23 protein-coding genes and 1 tRNA gene are annotated in these 21,646 nt (G+C 65.1%); 16 read left to right on the top strand and 8 right to left on the bottom strand.

Annotated features, from left to right (window positions below):
• Window positions 1-21: 21 nt before the first annotated feature.
• The 5 genes from cysK to hrcA all read right to left on the bottom strand — a co-directional run bounded on the left by cysK (window position 22) and on the right by hrcA (window position 4,709).
• Window positions 22-1,002: a cysteine synthase A gene (gene cysK, locus AU465_RS27520; protein WP_192255189.1), complete on the bottom strand. Its 981-nt coding sequence runs from the start codon at window positions 1,000-1,002 to the stop codon at window positions 22-24.
• A 188-nt stretch (window positions 1,003-1,190) separates the two neighbouring features.
• Complete coding sequence (locus AU465_RS27515) at window positions 1,191-1,808, bottom strand: LysE family translocator (protein ID WP_192255187.1); 618 nt, start codon at window positions 1,806-1,808, stop codon at window positions 1,191-1,193.
• A gap of 113 nt (window positions 1,809-1,921) precedes the next feature.
• Window positions 1,922-3,271, bottom strand: coding sequence for a PQQ-dependent sugar dehydrogenase (locus tag AU465_RS27510; protein ID WP_192255186.1), 1,350 nt, complete (start codon window positions 3,269-3,271; stop codon window positions 1,922-1,924).
• Window positions 3,272-3,392: 121 nt separating this feature from the next.
• Window positions 3,393-3,590 carry a hypothetical protein gene (locus AU465_RS27505; protein WP_192255183.1) on the bottom strand — a complete coding sequence of 66 codons (198 nt, stop codon included), beginning with the start codon at window positions 3,588-3,590 and terminating at the stop codon, window positions 3,393-3,395.
• Window positions 3,591-3,626: 36 nt separating this feature from the next.
• Window positions 3,627-4,709: a heat-inducible transcriptional repressor HrcA gene (gene hrcA / locus AU465_RS27500; protein WP_192255181.1), complete on the bottom strand. Its 1,083-nt coding sequence runs from the start codon at window positions 4,707-4,709 to the stop codon at window positions 3,627-3,629.
• A 133-nt stretch (window positions 4,710-4,842) separates the two neighbouring features.
• On the opposite strand from hrcA, the gene rph reads away from it, so the two are divergent.
• The 5 genes from rph to AU465_RS27475 all read left to right on the top strand — a co-directional run bounded on the left by rph (window position 4,843) and on the right by AU465_RS27475 (window position 8,768).
• The gene (gene rph, locus AU465_RS27495; RefSeq protein WP_192255179.1) at window positions 4,843-5,559 is read left to right on the top strand and encodes a ribonuclease PH; all 717 of its coding nucleotides are present in this window, start codon (window positions 4,843-4,845) and stop codon (window positions 5,557-5,559) included.
• A gap of 183 nt (window positions 5,560-5,742) precedes the next feature.
• Window positions 5,743-6,153, top strand: a complete 411-nt coding sequence (locus AU465_RS27490) for a VOC family protein (RefSeq protein ID WP_192255177.1) — start codon at window positions 5,743-5,745, stop codon at window positions 6,151-6,153.
• Window positions 6,153-6,830 (top strand): RdgB/HAM1 family non-canonical purine NTP pyrophosphatase, encoded by a 678-nt coding sequence (rdgB, locus tag AU465_RS27485; RefSeq protein WP_192255175.1) that lies wholly within the window; start codon window positions 6,153-6,155, stop codon window positions 6,828-6,830. The genes AU465_RS27490 and rdgB overlap by 1 nt, the downstream gene beginning before the upstream one ends.
• The gene (hemW, locus tag AU465_RS27480; protein WP_192255173.1) at window positions 6,827-8,005 is read left to right on the top strand and encodes a radical SAM family heme chaperone HemW; all 1,179 of its coding nucleotides are present in this window, start codon (window positions 6,827-6,829) and stop codon (window positions 8,003-8,005) included. The genes rdgB and hemW overlap by 4 nt, the downstream gene beginning before the upstream one ends.
• Before the next feature lie 442 nt (window positions 8,006-8,447).
• Window positions 8,448-8,768, top strand: coding sequence for a low molecular weight protein tyrosine phosphatase family protein (locus AU465_RS27475; protein WP_192255171.1), 321 nt, complete (start codon window positions 8,448-8,450; stop codon window positions 8,766-8,768).
• Here the strand turns inward: AU465_RS27475 and AU465_RS27470 are convergent.
• Window positions 8,765-8,953, bottom strand: coding sequence for a hypothetical protein (locus AU465_RS27470; protein WP_192255169.1), 189 nt, complete (start codon window positions 8,951-8,953; stop codon window positions 8,765-8,767). The genes AU465_RS27475 and AU465_RS27470 overlap by 4 nt on opposite strands.
• Window positions 8,954-9,109: 156 nt before the next feature.
• On the opposite strand from AU465_RS27470, the gene rsmI reads away from it, so the two are divergent.
• Window positions 9,110-10,000 carry a 16S rRNA (cytidine(1402)-2'-O)-methyltransferase gene (gene rsmI, locus AU465_RS27465; protein ID WP_192255167.1) on the top strand — a complete coding sequence of 297 codons (891 nt, stop codon included), beginning with the start codon at window positions 9,110-9,112 and terminating at the stop codon, window positions 9,998-10,000.
• Window positions 10,001-10,060: 60 nt separating this feature from the next.
• Window positions 10,061-10,438, top strand: a complete 378-nt coding sequence (locus AU465_RS27460; RefSeq protein WP_192255165.1) for a YraN family protein — start codon at window positions 10,061-10,063, stop codon at window positions 10,436-10,438.
• Window positions 10,439-10,582: 144 nt separating this feature from the next.
• On the opposite strand, the gene AU465_RS27455 is transcribed toward AU465_RS27460, so the two are convergent.
• Window positions 10,583-11,389: an undecaprenyl-diphosphate phosphatase gene (locus tag AU465_RS27455; protein ID WP_192255163.1), complete on the bottom strand. Its 807-nt coding sequence runs from the start codon at window positions 11,387-11,389 to the stop codon at window positions 10,583-10,585.
• 160 nt (window positions 11,390-11,549) lie between these two features.
• Here AU465_RS27455 and AU465_RS27450 point away from each other — a divergent pair, with 160 nt between their 5' ends.
• The 9 genes from AU465_RS27450 (at window position 11,550) to AU465_RS27410 (ending at window position 20,505) form a co-directional block, all read left to right on the top strand.
• Complete coding sequence (locus AU465_RS27450; RefSeq protein WP_192255161.1) at window positions 11,550-12,242, top strand: glutathione S-transferase family protein; 693 nt, start codon at window positions 11,550-11,552, stop codon at window positions 12,240-12,242.
• Window positions 12,223-13,374: a tRNA epoxyqueuosine(34) reductase QueG gene (gene queG / locus AU465_RS27445; protein ID WP_192255159.1), complete on the top strand. Its 1,152-nt coding sequence runs from the start codon at window positions 12,223-12,225 to the stop codon at window positions 13,372-13,374. Before AU465_RS27450 ends, queG begins: the two co-directional genes overlap by 20 nt.
• Window positions 13,374-14,279, top strand: a complete 906-nt coding sequence (locus tag AU465_RS27440; protein ID WP_192255157.1) for an SDR family oxidoreductase — start codon at window positions 13,374-13,376, stop codon at window positions 14,277-14,279. The genes queG and AU465_RS27440 overlap by 1 nt, the downstream gene beginning before the upstream one ends.
• A gap of 88 nt (window positions 14,280-14,367) precedes the next feature.
• Window positions 14,368-15,450 (top strand): penicillin-insensitive murein endopeptidase, encoded by a 1,083-nt coding sequence (gene mepA / locus AU465_RS27435; protein WP_192255155.1) that lies wholly within the window; start codon window positions 14,368-14,370, stop codon window positions 15,448-15,450.
• Window positions 15,451-15,799: 349 nt separating this feature from the next.
• Window positions 15,800-16,819, top strand: coding sequence for a glucokinase (locus AU465_RS27430; RefSeq protein WP_192255153.1), 1,020 nt, complete (start codon window positions 15,800-15,802; stop codon window positions 16,817-16,819).
• Window positions 16,820-16,961: 142 nt separating this feature from the next.
• Window positions 16,962-18,821 (top strand): ABC transporter ATP-binding protein, encoded by a 1,860-nt coding sequence (locus AU465_RS27425; protein ID WP_192255151.1) that lies wholly within the window; start codon window positions 16,962-16,964, stop codon window positions 18,819-18,821.
• Window positions 18,818-19,639 carry a 4-hydroxy-tetrahydrodipicolinate reductase gene (gene dapB / locus AU465_RS27420; RefSeq protein ID WP_192255149.1) on the top strand — a complete coding sequence of 274 codons (822 nt, stop codon included), beginning with the start codon at window positions 18,818-18,820 and terminating at the stop codon, window positions 19,637-19,639. Before AU465_RS27425 ends, dapB begins: the two co-directional genes overlap by 4 nt.
• Window positions 19,640-19,725: 86 nt before the next feature.
• Window positions 19,726-20,346, top strand: a complete 621-nt coding sequence (locus AU465_RS27415) for a 2,3-bisphosphoglycerate-dependent phosphoglycerate mutase (protein ID WP_192255147.1) — start codon at window positions 19,726-19,728, stop codon at window positions 20,344-20,346.
• 74 nt (window positions 20,347-20,420) lie between these two features.
• Window positions 20,421-20,505, top strand: a tRNA-Leu gene (locus AU465_RS27410).
• Between the two features lie 248 nt (window positions 20,506-20,753).
• Here AU465_RS27410 and AU465_RS27405 read toward each other — a convergent pair.
• Entirely contained in the window at window positions 20,754-21,533 is a 780-nt protein-coding gene (locus AU465_RS27405; RefSeq protein WP_192255256.1) for a class I SAM-dependent methyltransferase, read from the bottom strand.
• Between the last annotated feature and the right edge of the window lie 113 nt (window positions 21,534-21,646).

Raw genomic sequence — 21,646 nt, 5'->3', positions numbered from 1 at the left:
CCCCCTCGAGGGGAGAGCAGACTAAGCCCCCAGCCCGTCGAACAGGATCGTCGAGAGATAGCGTTCGGCGAAGGAAGGGATCACCACGACGAGGTTCTTGCCCTTGTTTTCCGGCCGCGAGCCGACGACGATCGCCGCCTGGAGTGCCGCGCCCGACGAGATGCCGACCGGCACGCCTTCAAGACGGGCGACGAGACGGGCATTGGCGACCGAATCCTCGTTCGAGACCCTGACGATCTCATCATAGATCGAGGTGTCGAGGATTTTTGGCGCGAAGCCGGCGCCGATGCCCTGGATCTTGTGCGGACCGGGCTGGCCGCCGGAGAGCACCGGCGAGGCCTCCGGCTCGACCGCCACGACATGCAGCGAGGGCTTGCGCTTCTTCAGCACCTGGCCGACACCAGTGATGGTGCCGCCGGTGCCGATGCCGGCGACGAAGATGTCGACATCGCCATTGGTGTCGTTCCAGATCTCCTCCGCCGTGGTGCGGCGATGGATCTCCGGATTGGCCGGGTTCTCGAACTGCTGCGGGATGATGGCGTTGGGGAGCGTCGCGGCGAGCTCGTCGGCCTTGGCGATGGCACCCTTCATGCCCTTCGGCCCTTCGGTCAGCACCAATTCGGCGCCGAGCAGCGCCAGCATCTTGCGGCGCTCGACCGACATGGTTTCAGGCATGGTGAGGATCAGCTTGTAGCCCTTGGCGGCGGCGGCGAAGGCCAGCGCGATGCCGGTGTTGCCCGAGGTCGGCTCGATCAGCGTGGTCTTGCCGGGCGAAATCTTGCCGGCCTCCTCCAGCGCCTCGATCATCGCGACGCCGATGCGGTCCTTGACCGAGGCGATCGGATTGAAGAATTCGAGCTTGGCCAGCACATTGGCGACGATGCCCTTCTCCCTGGCGAACTTGTCCAGCCGCACCAGTGGCGTGTCTCCGATCGTCTCGGTGATCGAGTTGAAGATGCGGCCGCGGCCGGGGACGCGCGCGGAAGTGACGGGCTTGTTCATTGGTTTCGCTCCCAAGGCAATGGCATAGGCAGACAGAATAGGACTTTCAGCCGCGCAAGATAGGCTGGTAGCCGAAAATATCCGAGTGGGGCGGTTGCTGAAAACCACCCCGCGCCGGAAATGCATTTTCCGGATCGGCCCGTTTTCGGAATGGCTTGGCCGAAATGGGGACCGGTTGAGATTGCAGCCTATTGACGCGCGGCGATCGCCGCGGCTGCGCCCATCATGAAGCCGGCGGCGGTGCGGTTCAGAACTTTCAGCGCGCGCGGCGACTTCAGGAACCAGCGCGCCTTGGCGGCCAGCGCCAGATAGGGCACCAGCACGACGAAGAGCACAACGACGGTGAGCGCCACCAGGATGCCGTAGTCGGCCAGCGTGATCGTCTTGAGGTCGACGATGGTCGGCGTGATGGCAAGATAGAAGATCATCGTCTTGGGGTTGCCGAGCGTCACGGTCAGCCCGGCGATGAAGCTCGCCACGAAGCCACCCTTGCCCTTCCGCGCCTCGATGTTCTCCGGCGAGATGCCGCTGGTCCAGAAGCGCCAGGCAAGGAAAGCGAGATAGGCGACGCCGGCCCATTTGATGGCCAGGAAGACCATGCCGAAGGTCTGCGCGACGAAGGCGAGGCCGAGCACGACGGCGGTAAGATAGGTTATGTCGCCGAGCATCAGGCCGAAAGACATGGCCAGCGACGAGCGGAAGCCGGAGCCGAGCGCGCGGGCGACAAGCGCCGTGACGCCGGGGCCCGGAATGGCGGCGGCAACGCCGAGGGCGGCGCTGTAGGCAAGAAATCCTGTCAGTGTCATGGTTCGAGACCTAGCGCTATCCCGCAACCGGGATCCAGAGCGGCGGCCTCTTACCACGGCGCCGGGACGGCGTTAATTCCCTTGCAGCAGGATTCCGTTGCACCAGCGCCGCTTCAGGACCGGCCATCGCCATGCGTGACGCGCCAGATGGTGCCGTTGCCGTCCTCGGTCAGGATCAGCGCGCCGTCCTTCGCCACCGCCACGCCCACCGGCCGGCCCCAGACCGCGTCGTCGGCAATGACGAAGCCAGTGGCGAAATCCTCATACTCTCCGGTCGGCTTGCCGTCCTTGAATTTCAGCCGCACCACCTTGTAGCCGGTGCGGACATTGCGGTTCCATGAGCCGTGCAGGGTGACGAAGGCATCGCCCTTGTAGTCGGCAGGGAAGTTGCCGCCTTCGTAGAAGGCGATATTGAGCGGCGCCGAATGCGCCTGCATCAGCACGTCCGGCACCGTGACCTTGCCGGCAAGGTCGGGCCGCGCGCCCTTGTGACGCGGATCCTCGTTGTCGCCGATATAGTACCAGGGCCAGCCATAGAAGGCGCCGTCCTTGACGGTGGTGGCATATTCGAAAGGCACGTTGTCGCCGAGTTCGTCGCGCTCGTTGACGACGCACCAGAGCGCGCCGGTCGCCGGCTGCACGGTCATGCCCGAGCAGTTGCGCAGGCCGGTGGCGACCATCCTGCGGTTCTTGCCGTCGGGGTCGAAAGCGAGCACGTCGGCGCGGCCTTCCTCCGCGCCCCAGGCAGCGCCGAGCGGCTCGGACCGCGCCCATTCCTCGACACCGCCCTTCGGGCTCGCGCCCATATCCTCGGCGGTGTTGGAACCCGAGCCGACCGACAGATAGAGCGTCTTGCCATCGGGCGAGAAGGCGATGTCGCGCGTCCAGTGGTGGCTTGAGGGGATGTCGGAGACGATCGTTTCTGGCCTGCCCGACGCTTGCATGTCGCCATCGCGATAGGGGAAGCGCACGACGCTGTTGCTGTTGGCGACATAGACCCATTGCGGCTTGTCGCCCGGCGGATAGAAGGCAATGCCGTAGGGCTGGGTGAGGCCCTTGGCGAAGACGGCTTTCTCGGCGGGCTTCGCGCTGCCTTCCGCCAGCCGATAGACCCTGACTCGATTGGCCTCGCTGTCGGCGACGAAGAGGTCGCCGTTCGGCGCCACGCGCACGACACGCGGATTGTCGATGCCGGAAGCGATGAGTTCGACAGAGAAGCCGGCCGGCACGGCGGGCTTGGCATCCGCAGGGCGGTCGGCGAGGCCGGCGCTATTCGAGGCGGATTCGGCGACATTTGGCTGCGGGAGATCGTCCGGCTTGATGAGACGCCGCAGGCCGGGCCGGTCAACCTTCCAATCGCCGAAGGCCTTTGCGCCGGTGAGCAAAGGCTGGTCGGACTGCTGCGCGAAGGCGCCGGTGGCCTGGAGAAGGGTAAGGGCCGCAAGGCCGGCGATCCGTATCATGCTGTGCTCCGTCTATGGCCGACGCGCCTTGTCACGATCGGCGCGACCAGACAGCAGATATCGGGCAGGCGTCCCCAAAGAGAAGCGCGGGCACGCAGATTTGACGGAAATTACCGGCAGATCAGCTCTCTTCGACGTCGAGATCGTCGTCGAGCTGCTTTTCCAGCGCGACCAGGTCGGCCGGCAGCGGCAGGCCCATGGCGCGCATTTCCCTGAGCTTCTCGCGCAGCTGCTCCTGCACCTCGTGCTCGTCCTCAGGCTGGTTCACCATCTCCTCGAGCAACAGGCTGATCTGGGCCTTGAGCGATTCCAGCGCCATTTCCACCCTCCTTGCGGCGACCCCGCCCGCTCCCGGTCAGCTCAGCATGCGCGAAATCAATTGGGCCGTATAGTCGACCATCGGTACGATGCGGGCATAGTTCAACCGCGTCGGGCCGATGACGCCGAGCGCGCCGACGACGCGCGCGTCCTTGTCGCGATAGGGCGCGACCACGAGCGACGAGCCGGACAGCGAGAACAGCTTGTTCTCCGAGCCGATGAAGATGCGCACGCCGGAACCTTGCTCGGCGAGGTCGAGAAGCTGCAGCAGCCCGTCCTGCGTTTCCAGATCCTCGAACAGATGGCGCAGCAATTCGAGGTCCGCCTGGGCGGTGACGTTCTCCAGAAGGTTGGCGCGGCCGCGCACGATAAGGCGCGCCGGCAGGCCGCTTTCGGCCCCGGCCCAGACTGCGAGGCCCTTCTCGACCAGGTCCTGCGACAGCGTGTCGAGGGCCGCCCTGGTCTCGTCCTTGATCCGGGCGATCTCGATCCGCGCCTCCGCGAGCGTGCGGCCGCGGATATGGGCATTGAGGAAGTTCGAGGCCTCGTGCAGCTGGGAAACGGTGATGCCGGCCGGCAGGTCGACCACCCGGTTCTCGACATCGCCGCCCTGCGACACCAGGACGGCGAGCGCCTTGGTGGGTTCGAGCTGGATGAACTCGATGTGCTTGAGCGCCACCTCGTTCTTGGCGGCGAGCACCAGGCCGGCGCCGCGAGACATGCCCGACAGCATCTGGCTGGCCTCGGTCAGCATGTGTTCCAGCGTGGCGCCCGAGCCCGAGGCGCGCACCTGCGCCTCGATGACGCGGCGCTCCTCGTCGGACAGATCGCCAAGCTCCATGAAGGCGTCGACGAAGAAGCGCAGCCCGGTCTGGGTCGGCAGGCGGCCGGCCGAGATGTGCGGCGCGTAGATCAGGCCGAGATGCTCGAGATCGCTCATCACGTTGCGGATGGTGGCCGGCGACAGCGACGAGGGCAGGATGCGCGACAGGCTGCGCGAGCCGACCGGCTCGCCGTCGCGCAGATAGGAATCGACGATCCGCCGGAAAATATCGCGCGAGCGCATGTCGAGCGACTGAAGCACGGGCGGCTGCGACGCGGGATCGACTGCCTTGTTCATTCCGGCGAAAACCTCCTACCGAAAGATATAGACTTAGCCGCTCCGGGTGCAACGGCCCATTTTCCTTTGCGCCATGCGCCGCATGCGTCTACAAGCCGCCGACGAATCCGAGAAAAGAACAGAAAGAGCCTTGATGCGCCCCTCCAAACGCCAAGCCGATGAAATGCGCGCCATCTCCTTCGAGCGCGGCGTCTCCAAGCATGCCGAGGGCTCGTGCCTGGTGAAGTTCGGCGATACGCATGTGCTGTGCACGGCGAGCCTGGAGGAAAAGGTGCCTGCCTGGATGCGCAATTCCGGCAAGGGCTGGGTGACGGCGGAATACGGCATGCTGCCGCGCTCGACCGGCGAGCGCATGCGGCGCGAGGCCTCCGCCGGCAAGCAGGGCGGCCGCACGCTGGAGATCCAGCGGCTGATCGGCCGGAGCCTGCGCGCCGTGGTCGACCTGCAGGCGCTGGGCGAACAGCAGATCACCGTCGACTGCGATGTCATCCAGGCCGATGGCGGCACCCGCACGGCCTCGATCACCGGCGGCTGGGTGGCGCTCTACGACTGCCTGCGCTGGATGGAAGCCCGCCAGATGGCGAGCGTCTCCAAGGTGCTGAAGGACCATGTGGCGGCGATTTCCTGCGGCATCCATGACGGCCAGCCGGTCATCGATCTCGACTATCTCGAGGACTCCTCGGCCGGCACCGACGCCAATTTCGTCATGACCGGCAAGGGCGGCATCGTCGAGATCCAGGGCACAGCGGAGGGCGAGCCGTTTTCCGAGGAGCAGTTTTCCGCGCTGATGACGCTCGCCAAGAAGGGCATTTCGCGGCTGGTGAGCTTGCAGCAGATGGCGGTGGCGTAGTTTCCAAATGCCGAGCCAAGGCACCCCCCTCTGGCCTACCGGCCATCTCCCCCTCAAGGGGGGAGATCAGATAGCGTCTCGGCCTTCGCCAATCACCAACGCCGCAAGAGGGATGCCGGCGCAGCCACAGCCAATCTCCCCCCTTGAGGGGGAGATGCCCCGCAGGGCAGAGGGGGGCGCCTCGTGACACCGTCCGCGATCTTAGAATCGGCACTCTACGTCACTGACTTGCAAGCCGCGGAGGTGTTCTACCGCGACATCATCGGACTCGAAGCGCTGGGCAAGGTCGAGGGTAGGCATGTGTTTTTTCGCTGCGGCAGCGGCGTGCTGCTTCTCTTCAACGCCGAAGCGACCAAAATTCCGCCGTCGCCGGACGCCCGGCTGAAGGTGCCGCCGCACGGCACGGCCGGCGAAGGTCATCTCTGCTTCACGGCAAGCGCCGACGAGATTGCCCAGTGGCGCAAGCATCTGGCGGCCAAGAACGTCGCCATCGAAAGCGATTTCGAATGGCCGCAGGGCGGACATTCGATCTATATCCGCGACCCGTCGGGCAATTCGATCGAGTTCGCCGAGCCAAGGATCTGGGGCCTCTGATGCATTCGCCACTTTTTCATTCCTTTGGGGGACAAAAGATCGTCGTCGCCAGCCACAATGAAGGCAAGCTGCGCGAGTTCGCCGACCTGATGGCGCCGTTCGGCTTCGAGGCGAAATCGGCCAAGGAATACGGCCTGCCGGAACCGGACGAGACCGGCACGACCTTCGAGGAAAATGCCTATATCAAGGCATATGCCGCGGCCAAGGCGACCGGTCTGCCGGCGCTTTCGGACGATTCCGGCCTCTGCGTCGACGCGCTCGACGGCGCGCCGGGCGTCTACACCGCCAACTGGGCCGAGACGCCGGATGGCACACGCGATTTCGGCATGGCCATGCAGCGCACCGAAGTGGCGCTGCAGGAGGTCGGGGCGACCGAGCCGGCGCAACGCACCGGCCGCTTCGTCGCCGTCATTTGTCTCGCCTTTCCCGACGGCGAGGCGGAATATTATCGCGGCGAGGCCGAAGGCACGCTGGTATGGCCGCCGCGCGGCACGCTTGGTTTCGGCTACGATCCGGTATTCCTGCCGAACGGTTTCGACAAGACTTTCGGCGAGATGAGCGCTCAGCAAAAGCATGGTTGGAAGCCCGGTCAGGCAACCGCCCTTTCGCACCGCGCCCGCGCTTTCCAGAAATTCGCCCAAGCCCGCTTGGATTTGGCACGGCTCGGTTCGGAATGATCGGGACCGGCCATACCATGCCGCTCGACCGCAGCCCCGGCTTCGGCGTCTATATCCATTGGCCGTTCTGCGCGGCCAAATGCCCTTACTGCGACTTCAACAGCCATGTCCGCCACCAGCCGGTCGACCAGGAGCGTTTTGCACGCGCCTTCGAGACGGAGCTCAAGACCATGCGCGCCCGCACCGGGCCGCGCGAGGTGACCAGCATCTTTCTCGGCGGCGGCACGCCGTCGCTGATGAAGCCGGAAACCGTGTCGGCGGTGCTGGAGGCGGTGGCCAAGAACTGGACGGTGCCCGCCGGCATCGAGGTGACGCTGGAGGCAAACCCCTCCTCGGTCGAAGCCGAGCGCTTCCGCGGCTACCGGGCTGCCGGCGTCAACCGCGTCTCGCTCGGCGTGCAGGCGCTGAACGACAGGGATCTGCGCTTCCTCGGCCGGCTGCACAATGTCGAAGAGGCGCTGCTTGCAATCGGGCTGGCGCGCGAAATCTTCCCGCGGCTTTCCTTCGACCTGATCTATGCAAGGCCGGGCCAGACGCCGGAGGCCTGGCGGGCGGAGCTCGAACAGGCGATCGGCCACGCCGCCGACCACCTTTCGCTCTACCAGCTCACCATCGAGGAAGGCACGCCCTTCCATACCCTGCACGCGGCGCGGAAATTCATCCTTCCCGACAACGATCATGCCGCCGATCTCTATGCGTTGACGCAGGAGGTGACTGCGGCACATGGGCTGCCCGCGTATGAGATCTCGAACCACGCGCGGCCGGGCGCCGAGAGCCGGCACAATCTGACCTATTGGCGCTACGGCGAATATGTCGGCGTGGGGCCGGGCGCGCATGGCCGCTTCGTCGAGAACGGCCGCCGCACCGTGACCGTCGCGGAAAAGATGCCGGAGACGTGGCTCAACCTGGTCGAGGCCAAAGGGCACGGCGTCACCGGCGGCGAGGTGCTGACACGCTCGGAAGAGGCCGACGAATTCCTGCTGATGGGCCTACGGCTTGCCGAAGGCATCGACCTTCAGCGCTACGAGACGCTCTCGGGACGTGGTCTTTCGAGTGCCAGGCTGGCGGTGCTGCAGGAGGAAGGGCTGGTGGCGCCGGTCGGCAACGCCCGTCTGCGCGCCACCACTGCGGGGATGATCGTGCTCGATGCAGTGGTGGCGGATTTGGCGCGGTAAACGCAGCGGCCAACTGATTTATCGGTCTATGCGGGTATGTGAGATGTTCGGTTCGCTTAACCGAATGCCGTTGCGGTGCATCCAATAGGATCTGCCATGAAGTTCCCGATCCATGAGACGCTGCACGGATGATGTTTTCGAGTTTGGGTTGGGCGAGATTTCGAAGTCCCGAGAGTACGACGATTTCTATGAAACAGAAATCGTGTTCAGCAGAAACAAAAAGTCAAAGAAGCACAGATCATCGGGTCTAAGCAAGTTCGACGTTGTGCGCAGGTTTATGACCTATGTTGGGATAAATTTAAGAGCAATCGCAAAAAACGATTTGATAGAATTTGACCTGAACGGACTTACCCAGGATCAGTACATACCGCTGACAAAAACGATACGAGATATCTTCGATGAGTAACCGTACCCGCCACGACCGGCGGAGCGCCAGCAACCGTTGAAAAACGCCCTCTTCGTCTGCAGCCAGAACCGTCTGCGCAGTCCGACCGCCGAGCAGGTGTTCTCCAAACAGCGCGATATCGAGGTCGAATCGGCCGGCACCAATCACGACGCCGAAAACCCACTGACGCCTGAACTCGTCGCCTGGGCCGACATCATCTTCGTGATGGAGAAGGCCCATCGCGCCAAGCTGCAGAAGAAGTTCCGGTCGAGCCTGAAGCGGGCCAGGGTGATCTGCCTCGACATCCCCGACGACTACGAGTTCATGGATCCGGAGCTGGTGCGGCTGCTCGAGGCGAAGGTGCCGCGATACCTTTAGGCGTCGTGCTTCTGGCGGTGCTTGCCGCGGGTCTTTTCCGTGTGCGCTTCGCCGGAGCGGACCGGCTTCGTGTCGGCCTTGTCGCGGCGGGCGCCGGGCTGGGCGGCGATCGGATGTGGGGGTATGCCCTCGCGGGCGGTTTTGCTTTCAAGTCGGCTGATGAAGATATCGAAGCGATTGGGCATCGTCCGGTCCTGCCTCCTCCGGGGAATCAGGGATTAAATCGACCGGCCACGGTTTCGTTCCTCACTGTGGCGAAGGCATGGCGATCCGCTTGCCTCGACTTCACGTTTTGCAACCAGGCGTGCGCCATGCCAAACAGGGTGAATGGAGGGTTATTCTTGACCGGCGAGAAACGCAGCTATCTGATCGGGCAGACCGAGATTCCGGCGCGGCCGCTGGCGCCGGCGCTTTATCTGGTGGCGACGCCGATCGGCAATCTTGCCGACATCACGCTGCGCGCGCTGGAAACGCTGGCTAGTGCCGACATCGTCGCCTGCGAAGACACGCGCGTCTCGCGCGTGTTGCTCGAGCGCTACGGCATCCGACGCCGCACCACGGCCTATCACGAGCACAATGCCGCCGAGGCCGGGCCGAAGCTGATCGAGGCGCTGGCGGCTGGGCAGAGCGTGGCGCTGATCTCGGATGCCGGCACGCCGCTGGTTTCCGATCCCGGCTATCGGCTGGTCGGCGAGGCGCTGGAGCGCGGCGTCCGCGTGGTGCCGGTGCCCGGACCGTCCGCCGCGCTCGCCGCGCTAACAGCCTCCGGGCTGCCGTCCGATGCCTTTCTGTTCGCCGGTTTCTTGCCTGCCAAGGCCGGCCAGCGGCTGACGAAGCTCGAAAGCTTCAAGCAGGTGCCGGCGACGCTGATCTTCTTCGAATCGCCGCGGCGGCTGGCCGAGACGCTTGGCGCGATGGTCGAGGCGCTCGGCGGGGTGCGCAAAGCGGCGATCGGCCGCGAGCTCACCAAGACATTCGAGGAAATGCGAACGGGTACGCTTGGCGAGCTTGCCGATCACTACGCGGCGGCCGATACGCCTAAGGGTGAGATCGTGGTCTGCGTAGGCCCGGCGGAGCCCACGGCGGACCAGCCGGCCGACATCGACAGATTGCTGTTGTCGCTCGCCGCCGAAATGCCGGCCTCCAAGGCGGCAGCGGAAGCGGCGAAAATGACCGGCGGCCAGAAGCAGGCGCTCTATCGGCGGCTGCTAGAGCTTAAGGACAGACCATGATCCCGAAAAGTGGAAACCGGTTTTCGGAAAAGATCATGGTCAAACAAAGAGAAACCCGCGGTGGCTGAGCGCACCGTTGGTCATCGGCGCAAAGCCTATCGGCGCGGCCATCGCGGCGAATGGCTGGCGGCGCTGGCGCTGATGCTGAAGGGTTACCGGATTCTAGCCCGCCGCCATCGCACGAAACTCGGCGAGATCGACGTGATCGCCCGGCGCGGCGACCTCGTGCTGTTCGTCGAGGTCAAGGCGCGCCGGACTTTGATGGAGGCGATGGAAGCGATCGCCCACTCGTCGGAGCGTCGCATCGAGGGCGCGGCCGATCTTTGGTTGTCACGACAGCCGGATTACGGCCGGCTTTCGGTGCGCTTCGACATGGTGGCGGTGCTGCCCTGGCGCTGGCCGGTGCATGTCGAGAACGCGTTTTATGGAAGGAATTGAGAGGCTTACCCTCCCCCTTGTGGGGAGGGTCGGCGAGCAAGCGACGCGAAGCGTCGTTGGCGAGCCGGGGCGGGGGTACGGTACCGACCCCCACCCCGATCCGCTATGCGGATCGACCCTCCCCACAAGGGGGAGGGTGGGCGCTCACCCCCAGATCATCAGCGCCACCAATCCCACAGCACCCACCACCAAGCGCCACCAGCCGAACAGCGAGTAGCCTTTGCGCGAGACGAAATCGAGCAGGAAGCGCACCACGATCAGGGCGCTGACGAAGGCGGCGACGAAGCCGACGGCGATGATCGGCAGGTCGGCCGAGGTCAGCACGTTGCGGTTCTTGAAGAGATCGAACGCGAAGGCCCCGACCATGGTCGGCATGGCGAGGAAGAAGGAGAACTCCGCCGCCGCGCGCTTGTCGACGCCCAAAAGCAGCGCGCCGACAATGGTCGAGCCGGAGCGCGAGGTGCCGGGAATGAGCGACAGGCACTGGAACAGGCCGATCTGCAGATAGAGCCTGGTCGGGAAGCGCTCGACATCCTGGTAGAACGGCTTCAGCTTCATGCGGTCGACGGCGAGCAGCACGACGCCGCCGATGATCAGCATGATGCAGATCAGCCGCGGCGATTCGAACAGGAAGGTCTTGATGAAATCATGCGCGAGCGCGCCGATGGCCGCAGCCGGCAGGAAGGCGATCAGGATGCCGATGACGAAATGGCGGGTCCGCCGATCATAAGGCAGTTCGAGCAGCATCTTCCAAAGGCGGCGGAAATAGACGCTCAGGATCGCGAGAATCGCGCCGAGCTGGATCAGGATCTCGAAGGCCTTGCCGGTCGAGTGGAAGCCGAGGAAATGGCCGGCGAGCAGGATATGACCGGTCGAAGACACCGGGATGAATTCGGTCAGGCCCTCCAGCAGCCCAAGCAGCAGCGCTTCGACAATAGTCTGGCTTTCCATGGCAACCTCAGGATTTCGGGGACGACTGGAGACAACGGCTTGCTTGTCACGGCGCGGAAGTCCCCCTATAGGTCGCAGCACCGTGACGGCCGCATGACGGGCCGCCAAGACTTACCGGCGCCGGTAACGATTCGCCAGTGCGCCCTATCATCGCGGAACCATGCTGACGCTTTTCCACCACCCGATGTTCGCCACCTGCCGGTTCGTGCGCCTCGCCTTCGGCGAGTATGGCGAGGAACTGGCGCTGATCGAGGAGAAGCCCTGGACGCGGCGCAAGGAGTTTCTGGCGCTGAATCCGGCCGGCACGCTGCCGATCCTGCTTGCAGAGGGCGACGTGCCGATCGTCGGCGCCATGGTGATCGCCGAATATCTCGACGAGACGCGCGGGGTGTTGAAGCGCGACAGGCGGCTGTTTGCCGAAGACCCGATGCAGCGCGCCGAAATCCGCCGTCTGACCGATTGGTATCTCAGCAAGGCCGACAGCGAGGTCACCCGCCATCTGGTGCGCGAGCGCGTGCTGAAGCCGGTCATGCCGGAGACGGCGGGCGGCGGCTCGCCCGATTCGGCGGCAATCCGCGCCGCGCGCGCCAACATCCGCCAGCACATGAAATACACCAACTGGCTGGCCGGCACGCGCCATTGGCTGGCCGGCAACAAGGTGACCTATGCCGACCTCGCCGCGGCGGCGACGCTTTCGGTGCTCGACTATCTCGGCGAGATCGACTGGCGCGAGCATGCCGCCGCGCGCGAATGGTACACGCGGGTGAAATCACGGCCGTCGTTCCGGCCGCTGCTCACCGACCGGGTGCGCGGCCTGTCGCCGGTATCGCATTATGCGGACCTCGACTTCTGACAAGCTCCGCGCGCTGATCGACGCGGAGGCCCGCCGCGCCGGCTTCGATGCCGTCGCGGTGACCAGGCCTGGCGCGATCCCGCTGGCGCCGGCGCGCCTGGCCGAATTCGTCGCCGACGGTTTCCACGGCTCGATGGAGTGGATCGCCGAGACGATCGGGCGCCGCGCCGAGCCCTCGACGCTGTGGCCGGAGGTGCGCTCGATCGTCGTTCTGGCGATGAACTACGGACCGGACCGCGATCCGCGCGATATCCTCGAAAAGCGGGATCGCGGCGCGATCTCTGTCTATGCGCAAAACCGCGACTATCACGACGTGATGAAGGGCCGGCTGAAGGAGATCGCCGGCAAGATCGTCGCGCGGGCGGGAGGCGACGTCAAAGTCTTCGTCGACACGGCGCCGGTGATGGAAAAGCCGCTTGCCGAAGCCGCCGGGCTCGGCTGGCAGGGCAAGCACACCAATCTGGTGAGCCGCGCGCATGGCTCATGGCTGTTCCTCGGCACCATCTTCACGACGGCCGAGCTCGAGCCGGACAAAGCGGAGATCGACCATTGCGGCTCCTGCCGCGCCTGTCTCGACGTCTGCCCGACCGATGCGTTCCCGGCGCCCTACCGGCTCGATGCGCGGCGCTGCATCTCCTACCTGACCATCGAGAACAAGGGGCCGATCCCGCGCGAATTCCGCGAGAAGATCGGCAACCGCATCTATGGCTGCGACGATTGCCTCGCCGTCTGTCCGTGGAACAAGTTCGCCAGCGTTGCCTCGGAAGCCAAGCTTGCCGCGCGCGACGACCTGCGCGAGCCGCCGCTGTCGGAGCTGTTGCTCCTCGACGACGCGGCGTTCCGCGCTTTCTTTTCGGGCTCGCCGATCAAGCGCATCGGCCGCGACCGTTTTGTCCGCAATGTCCTGATAGCCGCCGGCAATTCCAACGATGCTTCGCTGACGCCGATCGTGCGCGGCCTGCTCGACGAAGGCTCGCCGCTGGTGCGGGGTGCGGCAGTATGGGCGCTATCGCGACTGCTGCCTGAGCGCGATTTTGCCAAGCTCGCTGCATCGGCCTTGGAGACCGAAGGCGACACAACCGTGCGCGACGAATGGCTGTCGGCGCAGCGAAATTCAGCAGAGGTTCCTTGATGGGCGAAAAACACTTCTTCTTCTTCGGCGCCGGCTATTCCGGCAAGGCCTTTGCCCGAGCCAACGGGCAGGGTGCGCCGATCCTGGGCACGACGCGCTCGCCGGAAAAATTCGAGGCGCTGCGGCGGGCGGGCATTGAGCCGCTACGCTTCGATGGTTCGTTGACGTCCGAGATCAGCGACGCGCTTCGGCAAACCACGCATCTCATTGTCTCGGTCGCGCCGGACGAGTCCGGCGATCCGGTGCTCAACGCTGCCGGCGAGACCATCCGGGCGAAGATGCCGGCGCTGGAATGGATCGGCTACCTTTCCACCGTCGGCGTCTATGGCGACCATGGCGGCGCCTGGGTGGACGAGAGCGCCGACTGCAAACCGGTGTCGAAGCGCTCGGTGATGCGGGTGGCGGCCGAACAGGAATGGCTGAAGCTCGGCCGCGAGGCCGGCAGGCCGGTGGCGGTCCTGCGGCTTTCCGGCATTTACGGTCCGGGCCGCAACGCGCTGGTCAATCTCGAAGACGGCACCGCGCGGCGGCTGGTCAAGAAGGATCAGGTGTTCAACCGCATCCATTGCGACGACATTGCCGGCGCGCTCCGGCACCTGGCCGATAGGAATCTCGGCGCCATCTTCAACGTTACCGACGACGAACCGGCGCCGCCGCAGGACGTCGTCGCCTATGCCGCCGGGCTGATGGGCGTTGAGGCGCCGCCGGAGATTCCGTTCGAGACCGCCCAACTTTCGCCCATGGCGCGTTCTTTCTATGGCGAGAACAAGCGCGTCGCCAACGCGGCGATCAAAGCGGCCGGCTACAGCTTTCGTTTCCCGAATTACCGGGTGGCGTTGGAGCGGATGTGGGCGGACGGCAACTGGCGGGACGGAGAGCCGCGCAGCCCGATGAAGCGCCGGTGATCGAAGCGACGCGCGGGACATGGTATGATTCGCGTCTGAAGCATGTCGCCGAGATTGCGTCGCGCCACTGGAGAGGGGACCCGACCTGATGACGTTGCGATCGCTGCCTGACAGCAAGCCGTTCCTGACCGCCGCGCTTGCGCTGGTGACTTTAGCCGCGCTGGCTGCGGCCGCGATCTCGGCCGAACCGCGCGCAAAAGACCTGTTCGGCGCCAAGAAGCTGCCGGCGGTGGCGCCGGCGCAATCCTTCGGCTTCTATTCCAAAGGCTGCTTCACCGGCGGCGTCGCCCTGCCGATGGACGGACCGGCCTGGGAAGTGATGCGCCCCTCGCGCAACCGCCGCTGGGGCCATCCGGCGATGATCGCGCTGATCGAGAAGCTCGCGCGCGACGCCCATGCCGACGGCTGGCCCGGGCTTTTGATCGGCGACATCTCGCAGCCGCGCGGCGGGCCGATGATGACCGGCCATGCTTCGCACCAGATCGGCCTCGATGCCGACATCTGGCTGACGCCGATGCCGAGGCGCCCGCTGACCATGGCGCAGCGCGAGAATATGAGCGCGACGCTGATGGTCGACGAAAAGACGCATCTGGTGAAGGACGCGCTGTGGACGCCGGCGCATACGCGGCTGCTGAGGCGCGCCGCGAGCTATCCGGAGGTCGAGCGCATCCTGGTCAATCCGGGTATCAAGAAGAAGCTTTGCGACACCGTCACGGGCGACCGTTCCTGGCTGCGCAAGATCCGCCCGTTCTGGGGCCACGACTATCATTTCCATATGCGCATCGGCTGCCAGCCTGGCTCGGCCGGCTGCAAGGCGCAGGAGGCGACGCCGGACGACGACGGCTGCGGCAAGCCGCTTGCCTGGTGGTTCACCGAGGAGCCGTGGCGCCCGAACAAGAACCCGGACGTGCCGAAGGCCCGCGACCTGATGACGATGGCCAACCTGCCGAGGGAGTGCCAGGCGGTGCTCGCCGCGCCGGACGCGCCTTCGCTGGAAGCCGTCATTTATCAAGGCGGCGGCGCGGCAGCGGTCGCGGCGGCCGAACCGGAGGCGACCGAGCCGGTGGAGACGATCTCTAGCAGTACGCCGACGCTCCCGGCCCAGGCGAGCGCCTTCGCTCCGACACCGAAAATCGGCATTCCGCTGCCGCGACCAAGGCCGGGGAATTGAGGTCCAGCCTGCGTAATCTCCCCCTCGAGGGGGAGATGGCCGCGAAGCGGTCAGAGGGGGTCGTCTCACATAGATCGCCGGCTTTGTCTTTCGTCTCGGAAAGCGTCGGCGCTTCACGCGCGGCGACCCCCTCTGTCGCCTTCGGCGACATCTCCCCCTCAAGGGGGGAGAGGATGCCGGCAGGCAGGTGAGGGGCAGCGCAAACGCTGAAAGGGTGAGCGAGGGCGGCCTGAACGCTGAAGCAAATGCCACGAACCTTGAGGCCAAACCGACTTTCCCTTTGCAAGCCCATGCGCTAGTTCAACGAACAGACAAACGGCAGGCGGCCGGAACGGGACGAACAAAGAGCATGGCAGGCGAAGACGACACAGCGTTGCGGTTTCCGGTCCTGATCGGCGACATCGGCGGCACCAATGCGCGCTTCTCGATCGTGCTCGACGCCAATTCGGAAGCGACCGAGCCGCAGATCGTCCAGACGGCCAATTTCAAGACCATCGATGAAGCGATCCAGGCGGCGGTGCTCGACCGCTCGTCGATCCAGCCGCATTCGGCGGTGCTGGCGGTTGCCGGGCCGGTCGACGGCGACGAGATCCGGCTCACCAATTGCCCCTGGGTGGTCAAGCCGCACCAGATGTTTGCCAATCTGGGCTTGAGCGAGATCGTGGTGCTCAACGATTTCGAGGCGCAGGCGCTGGCGGTGGTGGCACTCGGCGAAGAGCATATGGAAAAGATCGGCGGCGGCACGCCCGAGCCGGGCGCCGGCCGGGTCGTGCTCGGCCCCGGGACGGGGCTCGGCGTCGCCGGGCTGATCTACGCGCTTCGCCACTGGATACCGGTGCCGGGCGAGGGCGGGCATATGGATATCGGGCCGCGCACGCCGCGCGACTTCGAGGTGTTCCCGCACATCGAGAAGCTCGAAGGCCGCATCTCCGGCGAGCAGATCCTGTGCGGCCGCGGGCTGGTCAATCTCTATCGCGCGGTGGCCAAGGCCGACGCAAAGGCGGCACCGTTCAGCACGCCGGCCGAGATCACCGCGGCCGCGCTCGCCAAATCCGATCCGGTGGCACAGGAAGCACTGGAACTGTTCGTCACCTGCCTCGGCCGCACCGCCGGCGACCTGGCGCTGGTGTTCATGAGCCGTGGCGGCGTGTTCCTCACCGGGGGCATCGCGCAAAAAATCGTGCCGGCGCTGAAAGCCGGCAATTTCCGCGCCGCCTTCGAGGACAAGGCGCCGCACAGCGCGCTGATGCGCGCGATGCCGGTCTATGTCATTACCCACCCGCTGGCGGCGCTTCTCGGCCTCGCCGCCTATGCCAGGACCCCGTCGCTGTTCGGGGTGCAGACGGCGGGGCGGCACTGGCGAACGTGATCGCGCCGGGGTTCGGGATGGCCATCGGCCGCCGCGACGAAGTTTCGCCATAGGCAAGCCGTAGCCGGGACGCTAAGAGGAGTGCCGAATTGCGGCCCGATCCTGCGAGATCGTCTTACGAGAACCACGAAGCGCTTCTGATTTGACACGTCAAAATCCAAACAAACAAAAGGTCCGACCCGGCGAGGTCACGGCGGTGCTACGCCGGATCATCGCTGAAAACGGCCACGACCATCGCTGGTCCTATGTAGTCGCCATCGTCTGCTCGCTGCTGGTTTCGGGCGCGACTGCCTTCTCGGCCTGGGTCATGGCGCCGATGGTCAACGAAATCTTCTACGAACGGCGCGGCGACGCGGTGGTGTGGATCTGTGCCGGTTTCATGGGGGCTTTCCTCGTGCGTGGTTTCGCCGGCTACGGCCAGGCGGTGGCGTTGGCCACGATCGGCAACAATCTGGTGGCCCGCTACCAGAAGCGCACCTTCGACCATCTGATGAGGCTCGGCGTCAATTTTTTCAACGACACACGCTCCGGCCGCTTGGCGGCGCAGTTGGACGAGAATATCGGCGGCATCCGCGATCTGCTGTCGCTGACATTGATTTCGATCACCCGCGACGCGGTGACCCTGGCCGGCCTCGTCGGCCTCATGGTTTATCAGGATCCGGTGTTGTCGCTCAGTTCGCTGCTGATCGGGCCGCCGCTGATCTGGGCCGTCGTCTACATCACCCGCCGGGTGCGCAAGATCAACCGGGAATCCGTGCTGATCAATTCACGGCTGAGCGGGTCCGTGCAGGAGGCCACGCAAGGCATCGCCATCGTCAAGGCCTTCACCATGGAGGACGAGTTGGCGCGCCGCATCGGCGTCATGGCCGACACGGCCGAGCAGCGCAGCAACAAGATCGCCCGCGTCTCGGAACGGCTGTCGCCGATTTCCGACATGCTGGCCGGTCTCGCCGTCACCGGCGTGATCGCCTATTCCGGCTACCGGGCGCTGGTGCTGGGACAGCCGCCGGGCGCGGTCTTTTCCTTCATCACCGCGCTGATCCTGGCCTATGATCCGGCAAGGCGGCTGGCGCGCATGCAGGTGGCGATGGAACGTGCGCTGGTCAACGCGCGCATGATCTACGAACTGCTCGACCTCGAGCCGAAACAAAACGACGCGCCCGACGCCGTCGAAGCGAAGATCACTTCCGGCGAAGTGCGCTTCAACAATGTCACGTTCGGCTACAGCGCCGACATGCCGGTGCTGAGGGATCTGAGCTTTACCGCCGCCGCCGGCAAGGTGACGGCGATCGTCGGCGCCTCGGGCGCCGGCAAGTCGACGCTGGTAGCCCTCTTGCAGCGCTTCTACGACGTCGACAAGGGCAGCATCGAGGTTGACGGCCAGGACATCTCGAAGCTGACGAAGCGCTCGCTGCGCGGCTCGATCGCCTACGTCTCGCAGGCGCCCTATCTTTTCGAGGGCACGATCCGCGACAACATCCGCTACGGACGGCTTTCGGCAACCGACGCGGAGATCGAACAGGCCGCGAAACAGGCCGCTGCCGACGATTTCATTCGTCAGCAGCCGCAGGGTTACGACACGCCGGTGGGCGAAAACGGCGCGACGCTGTCGGGCGGCCAACGCCAGCGGGTCTCGATCGCGCGCGCCATCGTTCGCCAGGCACCGATCCTTCTGCTCGACGAGGCGACCTCGGCGCTCGACAACGAGGCGGAGGCACGCGTCCAGGAGGCGCTCACCCATGTCATGGAGGGGCGCACCACCATCGTGATCGCGCACCGGCTGTCGACTGTGGTCAACGCCGACCGCATCATCGTGCTGGAAGAAGGGCGGCTGGTCGAGGAAGGCACCCATGCGACGCTAATGGCCGACCCGCACAGCATCTATGCCCGCTTTCATCGCATACAGGGCAAGAAGGGGTTGGGACTTGTCGATGACGCCAAGCCAATCCAAACTCCGCTGCCGCGCACGCGCGCGAAGAAGGCTGTCAGGAGAAGCGCATGAGTGAAACGGGCGATATGGGCCTGGTGGTGGTCGGTGCCGCCGGCCGGATGGGCCAGACGCTGATCCGCGCCATCCACTCCATTCCCGGCGCGCGCGTTGCAGGTGCTGTCGAGCGGCCGGATTCGCCGCATCTCGGCAAGGATGCCGGCGAGCTCGTCGGCATCGGCACCATCAACGTGCCGATCGTCGACGACCCGCTGCCGGCCTTCGCCAAGGCGGACGGCGTGCTCGATTTCACGGCACCCAAAGCAAGCGTCGAATTCGCAGGCTACGCCGCGCAGGCGCGCATCGTCCATGTCATCGGCACCACCGGGTGCTCGGCGGAAGACGATGCGAAGATCGCGGCCGCCGCGCGCCATGCGACAATCGTCAAATCCGGCAATATGAGCCTCGGCGTCAACCTTTTGGCAGTGCTGGTGGAGCAGGCGGCGCGCGCGCTCGACGGCGAAGATTTCGACATCGAGATCCTGGAGATGCATCACAAGCACAAGGTCGACGCGCCGTCCGGCACGGCGCTGCTGCTTGGCGAGGCAGCGGCGAAGGGCCGGGAGATCGCGCTCAAGGACAACAGCGTGCGGGTGCGCGACGGCCACACCGGCGTGCGCAAGCCCGGCACGATCGGCTTCGCCACACTGCGCGGCGGTTCGGTGGTCGGCGAGCATAGCGTGATCCTGGCCGGCACCGGCGAGCGCATCACGCTCTCGCACCAGGCCGAGGACCGGGCGATCTTTGCCCGCGGCGCGGTCAAGGCGGCGCTTTGGGCGCGCGCGAAGAAGCCCGGGCTCTATTCCATGCGGGACGTGCTCGGCCTGAGCTGAGGCGGCCTTTCCATATTGTCTTACGCAATTCCGGACGGAAAACCGCTACACACTTTTCCTGGAATTGCTCTAACGAAGGAGCAAACATGTCGGGAACTCTCGTGCTCGTGCGCCACGGCCAGAGCGAATGGAACCTGAAGAACCTGTTCACCGGCTGGCGCGATGTCGATCTGACCGAGCAGGGCAACACGGAGGCCCTCGCCGCAGGCGAGAAGCTCAAGGCGCGCGGGCTGAAATTCGACATCGCCTTCACCTCGGCGCTGAAGCGGGCGCAGGAGACCTGCCAGCACATTCTCGACGTGGTCGGCCAGAGCAACCTCGAGACCATCCGCGACCAGGCGCTCAACGAACGCGACTACGGCGACCTTTCCGGCCTCAACAAGGACGACGCGCGCAAGAAATGGGGCGAGGAGCAGGTGCATATCTGGCGCCGCTCCTACGACGTGGCGCCGCCCGGCGGCGAAAGCCTGAAGGATACCGGCGCGCGCGTATGGCCCTACTATCTGCACGACGTGCAGCCGCATGTGCTGCGCGGCGAGACGGTGCTGGTCGCGGCCCACGGCAATTCGCTGCGCGCGCTGATCATGGCGCTGGACGGCAAGAGCGGCGAGGAGATCGTCAAGCTCGAACTCGGCACTGGCGTGCCGGTGATCTACAAGCTCAACGCCGATTCGACCGTGGCGAAGAAGGAAGTGCTGGAGGGGTGAACCAGCGCAGCCATGCGGGTTTGAAAAAAGCGCGTTGACACGCTTCGTTCGCCCGCTTACATGAGCGCCCACCAGCCCAGATGGCGGAATTGGTAGACGCGCACGGTTCAGGTCCGTGTTCCGCAAGGAGTGGAGGTTCGAGTCCTCTTCTGGGCACCATCCTTCGCTCTTCGAGCTACGGATGGCAGGCCACCCGGAGTTTCAAGAGCGAAGGGATATCCTCCGAAGCCTTGGCGAAGGAGGTCGGATGGCAGGCCACCCGGAGTTTCAAGAGCGAAGGGATATCCTCCGAAGCCTTGGCGAAGGAGGACAGGCCATCCGGAGTTCCAAGAGCGAAGGGGTATCCTCCGAAGCCTTGGCGAAGGAGGACTGCACGGTATGAGCAGCTGATTTTCAGGCTTCGCCGGCTATCCGTTCGCTCGGCGGGCAGTGATGAGCCACGCGCGCGAGTCGAACAGCACGCCCTCGGTCGTCATGTGCGCCTCCAACATATCGCGCAGCCGCTGCGACACCTTCCCGGGCGGCTCAGCCGTACGCACAAGCGCTTCCTTCACCATTTGGAAGCTGCTGACAGCCTCAAACGCGGCATCGACATTCGGCCCGTAGAAGACCGGCTCATGCACCTCAGTGAAGTCGATGGATACAAATCCGGCCGCGCTGAGAAGATCTGCAGCGACGGCAGGATCCCCAAGTGAAAACGCCATGGGAACATCCTCGGACGGCATGCTTTGCGGGTTCAAGGCTTGCCGAATGGCTCCTGACCACCCGTTGCGCTCCTGGTTCTGCCAGACCATCCACACAAGGCGCGCGCCCGGCCGCATCGCCCGGCCGATATTGGCGAATGCCGCCGCCGGATCGGCAAAGAACATCACTCCGAATCGGCTGATGCAAAGATCGAAACTGGCGGCAGGGAACGGGTGAGATTGCGCGTCCCCCCGCTCAAAGGCCACGTTGCGCAGCCCGTCTTCGGCGCAACGCCGCCGCGCAACTTCGAGCATCTCACTGGACGTATCCACGCCGACAACTTTTCCGTCGACAGCGACGCGTGCGGCCTCGCGGGTCGTTTGTCCCGCGCCGCAGCCGATGTCCAGCACCCGGTCACGTATCGCGACAGCGGCAGCGGCCCCAAGGTGCCGATTGTGCCGTGCCAGTTCCGTGTCGTAGAAGTCAGCGCATTCCAATGCCATCATCCTGCTTTATCTTGGCTGCCGACGGACGTTGGTTGCTCTGCCGTTTCCACGACAGCCTTGTAAGCCTCTATCAGTCGTCGCGGAACTGACTTGCACTCTTGGCGAGGCAT

Origin of the sequence: Mesorhizobium silamurunense (assembly GCF_014843905.1) — a bacterium.
Lineage (GTDB): Bacteria > Pseudomonadota > Alphaproteobacteria > Rhizobiales > Rhizobiaceae > Mesorhizobium > Mesorhizobium silamurunense.
Note: the sequence above shows the minus strand (reverse complement) of the source record. Positions and strands in the feature narration are given on the sequence as shown.

Bases quoted from the DNA above. Each gene is read 5' to 3' on its own strand.
- cysK (WP_192255189.1), bottom strand. From the start codon at position 1,002: ATGAACAAGCCCGTCACTTCCGCGCGCGTCCCCGGCCGCGGCCGCATC.
- AU465_RS27515 (WP_192255187.1), bottom strand. From the start codon at position 1,808: ATGACACTGACAGGATTTCTTGCCTACAGCGCCGCCCTCGGCGTTGCC.
- AU465_RS27510 (WP_192255186.1), bottom strand. From the start codon at position 3,271: ATGATACGGATCGCCGGCCTTGCGGCCCTTACCCTTCTCCAGGCCACC.
- AU465_RS27505 (WP_192255183.1), bottom strand. From the start codon at position 3,590: ATGGCGCTGGAATCGCTCAAGGCCCAGATCAGCCTGTTGCTCGAGGAG.
- hrcA (WP_192255181.1), bottom strand. From the start codon at position 4,709: ATGAACAAGGCAGTCGATCCCGCGTCGCAGCCGCCCGTGCTTCAGTCG.
- rph (WP_192255179.1), top strand. From the start codon at position 4,843: ATGCGCCCCTCCAAACGCCAAGCCGATGAAATGCGCGCCATCTCCTTC.
- rdgB (WP_192255175.1), top strand. From the start codon at position 6,153: ATGCATTCGCCACTTTTTCATTCCTTTGGGGGACAAAAGATCGTCGTC.
- hemW (WP_192255173.1), top strand. From the start codon at position 6,827: ATGATCGGGACCGGCCATACCATGCCGCTCGACCGCAGCCCCGGCTTC.
- AU465_RS27470 (WP_192255169.1), bottom strand. From the start codon at position 8,953: ATGCCCAATCGCTTCGATATCTTCATCAGCCGACTTGAAAGCAAAACC.
- AU465_RS27455 (WP_192255163.1), bottom strand. From the start codon at position 11,389: ATGGAAAGCCAGACTATTGTCGAAGCGCTGCTGCTTGGGCTGCTGGAG.
- AU465_RS27450 (WP_192255161.1), top strand. From the start codon at position 11,550: ATGCTGACGCTTTTCCACCACCCGATGTTCGCCACCTGCCGGTTCGTG.
- queG (WP_192255159.1), top strand. From the start codon at position 12,223: ATGCGGACCTCGACTTCTGACAAGCTCCGCGCGCTGATCGACGCGGAG.
- AU465_RS27440 (WP_192255157.1), top strand. From the start codon at position 13,374: ATGGGCGAAAAACACTTCTTCTTCTTCGGCGCCGGCTATTCCGGCAAG.
- mepA (WP_192255155.1), top strand. From the start codon at position 14,368: ATGACGTTGCGATCGCTGCCTGACAGCAAGCCGTTCCTGACCGCCGCG.
- AU465_RS27430 (WP_192255153.1), top strand. From the start codon at position 15,800: ATGGCAGGCGAAGACGACACAGCGTTGCGGTTTCCGGTCCTGATCGGC.
- dapB (WP_192255149.1), top strand. From the start codon at position 18,818: ATGAGTGAAACGGGCGATATGGGCCTGGTGGTGGTCGGTGCCGCCGGC.
- AU465_RS27415 (WP_192255147.1), top strand. From the start codon at position 19,726: ATGTCGGGAACTCTCGTGCTCGTGCGCCACGGCCAGAGCGAATGGAAC.
- AU465_RS27405 (WP_192255256.1), bottom strand. From the start codon at position 21,533: ATGGCATTGGAATGCGCTGACTTCTACGACACGGAACTGGCACGGCAC.